Origin of the sequence: Vibrio sp. St2, assembly GCF_947311885.1 — a bacterium.
GTDB lineage: Bacteria > Pseudomonadota > Gammaproteobacteria > Enterobacterales > Vibrionaceae > Vibrio > Vibrio coralliilyticus.
The window spans coordinates 260,345-272,733 of the sequence record NZ_CAMZNA010000001.1; the positions used below are offsets into that span (position 1 = coordinate 260,345).

Genomic DNA, 12,389 nt, shown 5'->3' on the forward strand with positions numbered 1-12,389 from the left:
TCGATAGGATAAATGGGAGAGTTTATGAAATGGAGTAGTATCAGCTTTCGCAAGCGAATGCTGATTATCATGACGCTTTCTGGCTTGATTGAATTGTTGTTGCTTGCTGCCGCAGGCTTCTTCTACGTTAAGCAAGAGCAGGAAGAAAAGATGGGGAAGCAAGCGCTTGGTGTCGCCTCATTTTTGGCAAACTCTCCCTTCGTCGTAAAAATGATAGAAGATGGTGGTGGCTCAGAGTATCAGCTTCGATATCGTAATCTTACCGAGTTAATTGGTGCCGCGTTTATTGTTATTGGCGATAAGGACGGTATTCGCATCATCCATCCTATTGATGAACGCATTGGCAAACCAATGAAAGGCGGCGATAACGATCGTGCTCTGATTGAAGGTAAGAAATACGTTTCTTTCGCTCAAGGCTCGTTGGGTTACTCCGTTCGAGGGAAAGCGGCCGTTTTTGATTCGGATGGCAATATCATAGGTGTGGTATCGGTTGGCTATCTCATTGACCGCCTTCAGGACCGACTTGAACCTTTTCTGATATTTTTGATTTTAATGGCGTTATTGGTGGTTGCAGCGAATGCTATTGTCTCAAGCTATGCATCTCGGCGTTTCCAGAAAGCGATCCTTGGCTTTGAACCTGAAGAAATTGGCCGTTTGTATGTTGAGTTAGACGTGACGATGGAAACGCTCAAAGAAGGCATTTTGAGCATCGATCAGTCGGGCAAACTGCGTTCAATTAACAAGAGTGCGTGCCATATATTGGGTTTGGAAAAGTCTCAATGTCTGAATAAGCCGTTAAAAGAAGTATTGCCTGAGAGTGACCTTCATACTGTTCTGACGACAGCCCACACCGATCACGACATAAATCTTTATCTCAACAAGCAAAGATTAATTGCAAACCGTAGCCCGATAATTGTTGAAGGAAAAGTGGTGGGGGCCGTATCGAGCTTTCGCTTGAGGGATGAGTTAAATGAACTTTCTGAGCAGCTAGCGAAAACCAAAGAGTACGCAGAGATGCTTCGCTCTCAGACTCATGAACATCGTAATAAGCTGAACACTATTAGCGGTATGGTTCAAATGGGTGAGCTGGACGCGGTTCAGCATCTGATTGGCCAGGAAACCGCGCATTACCAATCTTTGATTGAGTTCTTACGTGAAACCGTTAAAGAGCCATTGATCGCCGGCATGCTGCTGGGTAAGACGGAGCGTGCCCGCGAGCTGGGACTTGAACTTATCGTCGAAGAGGGCTCCCGACTTGAACCTCTGCCCGAGCGCATTAATGCAGAAGATCTTGTGACTATTCTGGGCAACCTTATTGATAACGCCTTTGATGCCACGCGCAGTGCGATTACTTTGGATGCGATGTTTGCCCCAGTACGAAGACAAATTGAAGTTTCTATTGGCGATTTTGGGAATGAAATCATTCTCGAAGTCACGGATCAAGGTTGTGGTTTACCCGAAGAGCTTTCCATCGAGCATTTGGTTGAACGAGGAGTGTCGACCAAAGATAAGGCGACTCGAGGGGTGGGTCTTTACTTAGTGAATGAACTAGCAGTGCGCTATCACGGCGCATTGGAAATCACGAATAACGAACAGCATGGAGCTAGAATGACAGTGTATTTACCGAAGGAAGAGCAGGTATGACGTCCGTAACACGAGTGATGATTATTGAAGACGATCTCAACATTGCTCAATTACATCAACGTTATCTGGAACAGATGGAAGGCTATGAGGTTATCGGGATTGCCACTACGAAAGTCGAAGCTGAGATACAGCTTGATGTGTTGAACCCAGATCTCCTGTTACTTGATGTGTATCTTCCGGATGGAACAGGGTTGGAGCTTTTACAGGAACTGCGTGCTCGCAACCAAAGCTGCGATGTCATTCTTATTACCGCAGCTCGTGATGTCGATACACTGCAACAGGCGATGCGTGGTGGTGTTGTCGACTATCTACTTAAGCCTGTTGTATTCCCAAGGCTGGAAGCTGCATTGAAGAAATACGTAGTACAAAAGCATCAGTTCACGAGCGCTTCGGATCTTGACCAAAATTTGGTGGACAAGATGCTACAGAGCCCATCTACTGCAGAATCCAGTGTTCAAAGGTTGCCTAAGGGTATCGACAGTGTCACTCTCGACAAAATACGTGCGTTGTTTTCTGGTGCAGAAAGTATCACAGCAGATGAAGCAGGAGAACGCATTGGTGCGAGCCGTACAACAGCTAGACGCTATCTAGAATACCTTATCAGCTCTGGTGAACTAGTGGCTGATCTTAACTACGGCACGGTCGGGAGACCCGAACGCTGCTATAAGCGATCGTAACTACAACTTTCGATTAGAAAATTCTCGCCCAAATTACCTAGACGTATTTTGCATCCGCCTCTAAAGTTTATTGATAGATGTGACACTATTTACTGTTAGAGGCGGCTATGAAATCTTTACTCAGCCTGTCTCTATCGCTCTTGTTGTTTTCATTTCCGATTGGAGCGATAGAGCTCAATGAACTTCAGTTTTTGACCGAAGAATACCCACCATACAACTTTACCCAAGATGGTGAAACAAAAGGCATTTCGATCGATTTGCTGATTGCTGCTGCTAAATCTGAGGGGATAGAAATCAAGAAAGAAGATATCAAGGTTCAGCCGTGGGCTAGGGCATACCGAACCACACTGATTAAGCCTGATGCGGTACTGTTTTCGACTACTAGGACAAGGTTGCGTGAACACCTGTTCCAATGGGTGGGACCTTTGAGTGAAACGCGGATCGTCGTTATGGCGAAAAAGTCCCGTCAAATCAGTATCGAGAACACAATCGACTTTGCTCAATATCGGATTGGAGTCATTCGGGACGACGTGGGTGAACAGCTGATGTTAGAGCTTGGCGTGCCGAGAGATTCAATGCAGGAGAACTCTGTAGCTGAGACTTTAGCTCAGCAACTGGCTAAAGGGCGTATTGATCTTTGGGCATATGAAGAAAACGTCGCTAAGTGGTGGATCAAGCAAATCGGATACGACACCAGCGATTTTGAGGCAGTGTTTGTGCTCAGAGAAGGGGAACTCTACTATGCTTTTAATTTAGCGGTAGATGAAAAATTAACTGAGAAGCTACAACGCGGTATCGATGAAATGAAAAATACCATCGGTGAAGCGGGTATGTCTAAGTATCAGGAGATTGTTGATACCTATCGCTAAAGCACTTTGGTTGAAATCAAATCAGGAAGCGGCGGTATGCGTATAATCGTCATTTTGCTGTGCATGATGTGCCAGCACGTTTTTGCAAAAAATGAAATTGAACTTACTTTGCCATCTCAGATGGATGGCGGTCATGTCTTCTATCATGAGTTGCTTTACAGAGCATTAGGCGATGCAGGTTACACGGTCACAATATCAGTTCCTCAAGATCATATTCCTCAAAAGCGTGCGACTAAAATGGTTGAAAGTAATCAGCTGTCTTTAACTTGGCTGATTGAGACAGAAGAAAGAAATCAGCAGTACGTACCAGTCAAGGTACCGCTAACCAATGGTCTGATTGGTAAACGTGTGTTGCTCATTCCACCTCAATTGCAGAATGAGTTTAACACTATCAGGAACTTGAAAGACTTGCAGGATTCAGGTCTGATCGCAGGGATGGGAATGCAATGGTACGATGTGGCGATTTGGCAGGCTAATCAACTGCCAGTGCATTTAGAAGATGGTGAGTGGAGGGCACTTTACTCCAAACTCACTCCAAAAGGCGATGTGAACTACTTTCCGAGAGGGATGACCGAAATTCTAGGAGAAGCAGCACAAAACCCCCACCTAGCGATAGAACAACGCCTACTTTTAAATTACGAGAAAGACTTTTATTTCTATCTATCAGATGAAGCTGCGGGTTATCGCCAGATTTTGGAGCAAGCGTTAAAGCAAGCCAAAAACAGTGGCCTGATAGATCGATTGGTACGTAAGTACTGGCAGCAGACGTATGAACAAATTAAACCCGATGATCGGGTGGTGATCAATCTGGCTTTACCCGAGGCTGGATCCCACAAACAATAAGCCATTCCTACATAAACACTGACATATCCCCTAAGTTAGCGTATAAATTCTTTAAGAGTTTCATACATTTCCTAAGTGGTGGAGTAGATAAAGCGAAATGGAAAGTGTTTTCATCGTTGTCGTTTTGTTGGTTTTATTTTTTGTCTTTGTGCAAAAACGTTATCTGAAACAAGATGAGCTGAAAGACAGTGCCTATAAGAAAAAAGGCCCCTTGATGAATATGCAGGAATCGGCATTTTACAATGCCCTGATGACTGCAGTAGGTCAGCATGGCATTGTCATGGCAAAAGTAAACATGGCAAATATTGTTGCCCCACTGGCTACTGATAAAAAGCAGTGGTTTATCGCCAATAACCGCATTGCTAAGAGTTACTTTGATTACGTGGTTTGCGACCCGCGTACACTTCAGGTTCGTGTAGCAATCGAACTGGATGATGGCAGGACACTCGATAAAGGCAAAATAGAACGCCAAAAGCTATTAATGCACGTGTGTAAGTCGTCAGGCATTCCCTTAATCGGCACTTCCGTTAAACACAGCTATCAGGTTGGCAAGTTGCGTCGTCTTCTGGCGTCTCATATCGATTTGATCGAACCAGAGAAAGAGATACGTTTCTGTAAGCGTTGTGGCAGCCCTATGGTGATTAAGACTGCTTCTCAAGGGGAGTTCAAAGGTCGTCGTTTCTTTACCTGTAGCCGCCAACCTCAGTGTACCTATACAGAAAACTACAATGTTGTGTTTGATGAAGATGACTCAGAAGGCTAATTACTAAAAGTAACTGTTATCAAGAGCAGGTCATTATGGCCTGCTCTTTTTGATTGCATACCATGACTTGGTTACGCCCGTTCTTCTTGGCCTTATACAGCTCTTTATCTGCTTCTTTCAGTACGCTTTCGAGATCATTGTAGAGATCACACTGATAAATCCCAATACTCGCCGTGAGAGATATTGGCTGCTCATTGTTGTTGAATCGGTAGCGTTCAATCGCCATTCGGATTTGTTCAGCCTTAATCATGGCATGTTGAATATTAGTGTTGTGCAGAGCGATGCAGAACTCTTCTCCACCAATGCGATACACCAAGTGTTCATCGCTTAATCCATCGATGAGTGCTGCTGTCTGAATGAGCACCTTATCACCAATGTCATGGCCGAATTCGTCATTGACCTGTTTAAAGTAATCTAAGTCCAAAACCAGAAGCGACAAAGGTAGTGTTTCACTTTCTTGTCGGTATCGGTCAAAGTTATGAATTAAGGCGTGGCGGTTATAGACGCTAGTGAGAGCATCACGTGAAGCAAGCTGCCCCAGTGATGCTTCTGATGTCTTACGCTTGACCTCGAGAATGTGGCTGGCGAGCCAGACACTCAGATAGGCGAGGGCAAAATTAACGATGAGCTCAAAATAGCTGACAACACCATCGACGAACGATTTATCAACCACAAGGAATAGCTGGCTAATGAAGCCCATCATGGTCGCAACAAATCCATACCGTTTACCCAGAATAAGGTAAAACAGAACCGGGTAGAGGAAACTCCAGAGGAACAAACCATTCTCTATCGGGTATGCTAGCGTCGTAAAATAAACCAAACCTATGATGCTATAGACGTAGCAGTTTGAGAGTAAAAGGGAAGCAGTGCTTCGGTAGCTATTGAAAGCGACATAGAGAGAAAAGCTACAAAAAAGACTCTGAATGATCGCCAAGAGGTGATAAACGCCAAAAAACACATTAAGAGTGGCAATAATCAATGACATCAGGGCAAGAAGCATACTTAGCCAGAACAAGACTGCTCGACGTAACTGTCTGGAAGGGTTAAATATGTCAAGCTCCATCTTGAGTAGCCTTTGTACGAATATGCCTAAGTATGAATATCAGACAATAGTATGCTTTTCGTATGGGGAATCAAGCATAAGACTGAACAAGGATCACACTTTAAAGACTATAAATGATACAGCGTATTAAAACTATACAGGTATTATGTGCGCAAGTTAATGTAATGTATAAGAAATAGTCAATTTATATCATCTTTTTACCAGTCTATACTTAATCAGAAAATTATCAAATAGTGGAACTAGTATCACTTTTATTAATGGTTTTGATTTCGTATTTAAAGTCACAAAAATGCGACAAAATGTAGAGAAATACCACTTCTGAGCCCTAATAGGCCTAAGCCTGTATCATTGATAAGATTGTTAAACAGATTTGACCTTATTTTAGTGATCTTTTTGTAGTTATCAGGGCTGGATGATGGAGAGGAAAAAGAGCCCGAAGGCTCTCCAATTATTTCTGGAACTGTTTCATTAAACGTTCCAGACCTTCCAGGTTGTTAACCAAATGGCTGGTTCGTTCGATTGAAGATTGTGACGTTTGGGAAGTGTCATCGGCGAGTTGTTTGATGTTGATGATGTTGCGGTTGATCTCTTGCGTAACGCTCGCCTGTTGCTCGACCGCAGTGGCGATTTGGATGCTGCTGTCGGTGACTTGATTCAATTTGTCTGAAATCGTGCTGAGAACATCACCCGTTTCATCCGCACGGTGCTTGCAGCGGCTTGAAAGAGCAATACCTTTTTCCATTGCACCTACTGCACTTTCGGCCGTTTCCTGAAGCTGGCGAATCATGGTATGAATTTCACTTGCAGAGGAACCGGTTTTTGACGCCAGATTTCGCACTTCATCCGCGACTACAGCAAATCCTCGGCCAGCTTCTCCCGCTCGCGCTGCTTCGATAGCGGCATTCAGGGCGAGTAGATTCGTTTGTTCTGAAATAGCAGTGATGACCTCTAAAATGCTGTCGATCTTTTGGCTGTCTTGAGATAGCTGATTAATGATTGTCTGTGCTTGCGCCAGCTCAGCTTCAAGAGCAGTCACTTCCGCAATGGTGGAATGTATGCTGCTTAGCCCTTTTTCAGATTCTTGATCGGCTTCTTCAGCGAGCATTGAAGCCGCAGATGCGCCGCTTGCGACTTCATTGATAGAGTGGGTGAGTTGCTCAACAGCTGCGGCAACTTGCTCCGTTTCATGACATTGTTGGTCTAGGCTTTGTCCGATTGATTGAATCGTGCCAAATTCGTCTTCTGCTGAAATCAGGATTTCTCCGGACGTTTCCGTTGCCCTAGCGGTCACTGCCCGCAGTTCGGCTTGCTTCATTTTCAGCGCTAATTCGACCTGAGAGTAATCATCGAAATGGTTAGTATAGGGCTTTTCCATCAATGGATTGCTATAGGCTTGCTGGGCCAGAGCTGCCATGCTTTTACTACGTCGGTACTGGTACGCGAGGCCAAATGTCATCATTGCCGCAACTAAGGTAATTGCAGCACTGAGAACACTCTGGGTCGTACCCAGCATTAAAAGCGACAATAATGCCAGTAACGTAGAAGAGCCTAATGTGAGTTTGTGCAGTGGCAGCCTAGGTTTTGTTGTAGATTTATTTTGTTGTAGCCGACGATAAAGCGCTTCAGCTCTCTCAACTTGTTCTGAATCGGGTTTAGAACGAACCGACTGATATTCAACGATGTCACCTTCAGGGTTTTTAATCGGAGTTACAAAGGCGGATACCCAATAGTGAGCTTCATCTTTACATTGATTTTTTACTAGACCCATCCAACTTTTCCCTTGTTTAAGGTAGGTCCACATCTGTTCGAATGCTTGCTTTGGCATGTCATCATGACGAACCATATTGTGGGGGTTGCCCACCAATTCGTCAGTTGAATAGCCTGCAATATCACAGAAGTCTTGATTGGCATGAGTTATAAGGCTGGATCGATCCGTGGTAGATATTAGATTGGCATTAGCGCAATAGTCTTTGTTGAGCTGTTGATTGTTCATTTTTATTGGTTATCTCAAATAGTATGGCGGCGTATTTCAGCTAGCGGTCTATTACCATTTGCTAAATTACTTCTTGTTTTTCCTTGACTTACCGCGCCATGCTATCCCTAGGGCAAAAGTTATATAAATGACCTAAATCAATTTGAGCTAACTATTCATAAACTGCTCAGCGAAGTTTGACTGCTCGCAAATAATTGCTGCAAAAATAACCTTGTTACATGTTGTTTCTTTTTGTTGAGATATTAATTCCAATTATTCATATGTGCTCGATTGCAATTGTATTCAATTTGTTAACCCGAGCTTTATCGTTCAGAGCTCCTGTGAAGAAGTGTTTACATAAAGTACACATTACTAAGTCTTATAGAGGATTAGGAATTCATTATTGTAATTTTAATACATAAATAGGCTGATTAAATCTTGCTCCTACCCCTTTAGGGTAGTTCAATTTCGTAATTGATTTACATCATATATTAATTTTCTTTCACATTTAACAATGCACATAGTGATAAGAACCTAACCCTTAGGAAGTACTATGAGCAAGTTGAAGCTGGTCATTATAGGTAACGGCATGGTCGGGCACCGTTACATAGAAGACCTCGTTGAGAAGACGGATGTTTCTCAATATGAAATATCTGTCTTCTGTGAAGAACCTCGTGTCGCTTATGACCGTGTCCATCTATCTTCTTACTTTTCCCATCATACTGCAGATGAGCTTTCGCTTGTAAAGGAAGGCTTTTACGAAAAGCATAATATCAACATCTTGATGGGCGAACGCGCAATCAACATCAATCGTGAAAAGCAGACCGTTTATTCAAGCACTGGACGTGAAATTCAGTATGACAAACTTGTCATGGCCACGGGGTCTTTTCCTTTTGTTCCACCAATTAAGGGCCACGAGAGCAAAGACTGCTTTGTCTACCGTACAATCGAAGATCTCAAAGCGATCGAAGCATGTGCCAAGAACAGCAAAGTTGGTGTCGTTATTGGTGGCGGTTTACTTGGCCTTGAAGCCGCAGGTGCACTGAAAGCACTGGGTGTGCAAACCCATGTGGTGGAGTTTGCTCCTAAGTTGATGGCTGAGCAGTTAGATCAGGCTGGCGGTGACCAATTACGTCAGAAAATTGAACGTATGGGCGTAACGGTGCACGTTAGCAAGAACACCCTAGAGATTGCACCAGAAGGCAAAGCCGCAAGAAACGTAATGCGATTCGCTGATGGCAGCGAATTGGAGACGGACTTTATCGTGTTTTCTGCCGGCATCCGCCCTCAAGACAAACTTGCTCGTCAAATGGGGTTAGGTATAGCGCCACGCGGTGGTGTGGAGATTAATGATTCTTGCCAGACCACTGATGAAAATGTCTATGCTATCGGCGAATGTGCGTCTTGGAATCGCACGTTTTATGGTCTTGTGGCACCGGGTTACAAGATGGCGACAGTCGCTGTTGATCATCTATTAGGTAACGACAGCAAGTTTGAAGGTGCGGACATGTCTGCGAAACTGAAGCTGCTTGGTGTCAAAGTAGGCTCCATCGGTGATGCAAACGGACGTACACCGGGATGTAAGAGCTACGTTTACCAAAACGAAGAGCAGGAAGTGTACAAGCGAATCATCGTTTCTGAAGACGGTAAGAAGTTGCTTGGCGCGGTGATGGTAGGTGATACATCTGATTACGGTGATTTGCTGCAGCTTAAACTCAATGAGATCGAGCTTCCAGAACATCCAGATACGCTAATTCTTCCGGCACATGCTGGGGCAGAAAAGCCAACGCTAGGGGCCGATGCGCTTCCTGAGTCAGCGGTTATTTGTTCTTGCTTTGATGTCACAAAAGGCAAGATTGCTGAAGCCGTGGCCCAAGGTCATCACACTATCGGTGATATCAAAGCGGTAACTGGCGCTGGAACGGGTTGTGGTGGTTGTATTCCACTGGTGACATCCGTGCTAAACGCTGAATTAGCCAAAGCAGGTGTCGAAGTAAAAAATGATGTGTGTGAGCATTTTGCTTATTCTCGTCAGGAGCTGTTCCACCTTATCCGTATTGAAGAAATCAAAACATTTGATGAGTTGTTGGAAAAATACGGTAAGGGATACGGCTGTGAAGTGTGTAAGCCACTAGCAGGCTCAATCCTCGCATCTTGCTGGGGTGAGCACATTCTAAAACCTGAATTGGTCAAACTTCACGATACCAACGACAACTTCCTCGGCAACATGCAAAAAGACGGAACCTACTCTGTGATTCCTCGTATGGCTGGTGGTGAAGTGACGCCTCAGGCACTTAAGGTATTGGCTGAAGTTGCTGCCGAGTACAACCTTTACACCAAAGTTACTGGTGCTCAGCGTATTGGTTTGTTTGGCGCTCAGAAAGACGACCTACCTGCGATTTGGAAGAAGTTGATCGCGGCAGGCTATGAAACAGGGCAGGCCTATGCCAAAGCGCTTCGCATGGCAAAGACTTGTGTAGGCTCAACTTGGTGTCGCTATGGCGTTCATGATTCTGTTGGCCTTGGCGTGATGATCGAAAACCGCTACAAGGGCATCCGTACCCCGCATAAGATGAAATTCGGTGTATCGGGTTGTACGCGTGAATGTGCAGAAGCACAAGGGAAAGACTTAGGCATCATAGCGACAGACGCAGGCTGGAATATGTACGTGTGTGGTAATGGCGGAATGAAGCCAAGACATGCTGACCTTCTAGCGAGCGACCTCGATAAGGACACCCTCATCAAATACATCGACCGTTTCATGATGTTCTACATTCGTACGGCAGCGCCACTGCAACGCACTTCTGTGTGGATGGAAAATCTGGAAGGCGGTGTTGATTACCTGAGAGAAGTCATCGTCAACGACAAACTCGGTATCAATACACAACTGGAAGCCGATGTAGCCAAGTTAGTAGAAGAGTTCCGTTGTGAATGGACTGATACTATCAACGACGAAGCTCAGCTAAAACGTTTCGCACATTTCATAAACTCAGATGAACGCGATAGCAATGTTGTCTTTGTCCAAGAGCGTGAACAGCATCGTCCGGCGACGTACACAGAAAAACATCCAGAAGAGAAGGGTGACATCCTTCACGTCGAGTTAGTTTAGGGAGACAAGATCATGGCATTTACAAAAGTATGCAGTATTGAAGATATCACCCCGGGTACTGGCGTGTGTGCGTTGGTTTCTGGGGAGCAGGTTGCCATTTTTCGCCCTTCTCACGCTGAAGAAGTGATGGCTATCAGCAACACTGATCCGTTCTACCAGTCAAATGTCCTTTCTCGTGGATTGATCGTTGAACACAAGCAGGAGTTGTGGGTCGCTAGTCCTCTGAAAAAACAGCGTTTTAACCTATCAACGGGTGTATGTATGGAAGACGAAAACTTCAGTGTCAAAGCATACAAAACACGCGTTATTAAAGGTCAGGTTGAAGTTTCTGCTTAACCGAGTGTTTGAAGAGATTTAATAGCTTAAAGGCTTGTTGCTTTCCATAGGGGAGCAGGTGAAGCAACGAGCCTTTCACTATTCAATTTCAACTTTTAACTTTCAATTTTAAAAAGGACGTAGCTATGTCTTCAGCATTAAAACCTGCCGAATTCGTACAAACCATGATCGATGTCGGCGAAGCGAAAACAAAAACAAGTACGCGTGACTTGATTTTGCGCGGCACAATGGCGGGTATCATCTTATCTTTGGCTGTTGTAGTCGCCATTACGACTATCGTACAGACAGGCATCGGCATCGTGGGTGCTTTAGTGTTTCCAGTCGGCTTTTGTATCCTAAGTCTGATGGGCTACGATCTGGTCACCGGTGTTTTTGGTCTCGCACCTCTTGCCAAGTTTGATAACCGACCAGGCATCACCTGGAACCGCATTTTCCGTTGCTGGGGATTAGTTGGACTTGGCAACTTGATTGGCTCACTGATCGTTGCTTACCTGGTTGCTATCTCCTTAACGGGCAATTTCTCATTGGACCCAAATGCCGTGGTTAAGAAATTTATCGCGGTATCAACAGCGCGTACCGTTGGTTTTGAAAACATGGGAATGGACGGATGGATTACCTGTTTTGTGCGTGGCATTTTCTGTAACCTGATGGTCTGCCTTGGTGTGATTGGTAACATGACTGCCCGAAGTGTAGCTGGCAAGATCGCCGCAATGTGGCTACCGATTTTCATCTTCTTTGCCTTGGTGTTTGAGCATACGGTTGTGAACATGTTCTTGTTCCCACTGGGTATGATTCTTGGTGCCGATTTCGGTATTGCAACTTGGCTGAACTTCAACCTTATTCCAACGATTCTGGGTAACATCGTTGGTGGCTTGTTGTTCACTTGTATTCCTCTTTACCTGACTCACGCGAAAACTGCTCCATCAATTGATTCTGAGCAGGAAGTTAAAGCTAAGCCTGCAATGGCGAAATAAATTGATGTGGCCCCATGGCGCAGTATGGGGCCTTCGCAGAGTCCTTTTATATGGTTAAAGGTTTGGCGATAAAAAGTCGTGATTCGATGAGTACTTTGATTGAGCGCTACTTTTTATATCCAAATTTGAATCAGCAGGT

At 44.7% G+C, this 12,389-nt stretch carries 10 protein-coding genes; 8 read left to right on the plus strand and 2 right to left on the minus strand.

The window, feature by feature from the left end:
• Nucleotides 1-24 precede the first annotated feature (24 nt).
• The 5 genes from QMA41_RS01165 to QMA41_RS01185 all read left to right on the plus strand — a co-directional run bounded on the left by QMA41_RS01165 (nucleotide 25) and on the right by QMA41_RS01185 (nucleotide 4,796).
• Entirely contained in the window at nucleotides 25-1,644 is a 1,620-nt protein-coding gene (locus QMA41_RS01165; protein ID WP_281628616.1) for a sensor histidine kinase, read from the plus strand.
• Nucleotides 1,641-2,321 (plus strand): response regulator, encoded by a 681-nt coding sequence (locus QMA41_RS01170; RefSeq protein ID WP_006962438.1) that lies wholly within the window; start codon nucleotides 1,641-1,643, stop codon nucleotides 2,319-2,321. Before QMA41_RS01165 ends, QMA41_RS01170 begins: the two co-directional genes overlap by 4 nt.
• A gap of 107 nt (nucleotides 2,322-2,428) precedes the next feature.
• A complete protein-coding gene (locus QMA41_RS01175; protein WP_006962436.1) occupies nucleotides 2,429-3,190 on the plus strand; it encodes a transporter substrate-binding domain-containing protein in 762 nt (253 codons plus the stop codon).
• A gap of 36 nt (nucleotides 3,191-3,226) precedes the next feature.
• Nucleotides 3,227-4,033 carry a hypothetical protein gene (locus QMA41_RS01180; protein WP_021457098.1) on the plus strand — a complete coding sequence of 269 codons (807 nt, stop codon included), beginning with the start codon at nucleotides 3,227-3,229 and terminating at the stop codon, nucleotides 4,031-4,033.
• A 97-nt stretch (nucleotides 4,034-4,130) separates the two neighbouring features.
• Entirely contained in the window at nucleotides 4,131-4,796 is a 666-nt protein-coding gene (locus tag QMA41_RS01185; protein ID WP_019275108.1) for a DUF2726 domain-containing protein, read from the plus strand.
• A gap of 19 nt (nucleotides 4,797-4,815) precedes the next feature.
• Here QMA41_RS01185 and QMA41_RS01190 read toward each other — a convergent pair whose 3' ends face one another.
• Both QMA41_RS01190 and QMA41_RS01195 read right to left on the minus strand, forming a co-directional pair.
• Complete coding sequence (locus QMA41_RS01190; protein ID WP_281628617.1) at nucleotides 4,816-5,859, minus strand: GGDEF domain-containing protein; 1,044 nt, start codon at nucleotides 5,857-5,859, stop codon at nucleotides 4,816-4,818.
• Nucleotides 5,860-6,307: 448 nt separating this feature from the next.
• Complete coding sequence (locus tag QMA41_RS01195; protein WP_082314019.1) at nucleotides 6,308-7,852, minus strand: PAS domain-containing methyl-accepting chemotaxis protein; 1,545 nt, start codon at nucleotides 7,850-7,852, stop codon at nucleotides 6,308-6,310.
• 532 nt (nucleotides 7,853-8,384) lie between these two features.
• On the opposite strand from QMA41_RS01195, the gene nirB reads away from it, so the two are divergent.
• From nirB to QMA41_RS01210, 3 genes are all read left to right on the plus strand, one after another.
• Nucleotides 8,385-10,940, plus strand: coding sequence for a nitrite reductase large subunit NirB (gene nirB / locus QMA41_RS01200; RefSeq protein ID WP_281628618.1), 2,556 nt, complete (start codon nucleotides 8,385-8,387; stop codon nucleotides 10,938-10,940).
• Between the two features lie 12 nt (nucleotides 10,941-10,952).
• Nucleotides 10,953-11,276, plus strand: a complete 324-nt coding sequence (gene nirD / locus QMA41_RS01205) for a nitrite reductase small subunit NirD (protein ID WP_021457103.1) — start codon at nucleotides 10,953-10,955, stop codon at nucleotides 11,274-11,276.
• A 125-nt stretch (nucleotides 11,277-11,401) separates the two neighbouring features.
• Nucleotides 11,402-12,250, plus strand: a complete 849-nt coding sequence (locus tag QMA41_RS01210; protein WP_019276488.1) for a formate/nitrite transporter family protein — start codon at nucleotides 11,402-11,404, stop codon at nucleotides 12,248-12,250.
• The last annotated feature ends 139 nt before the right edge of the window (nucleotides 12,251-12,389 follow it).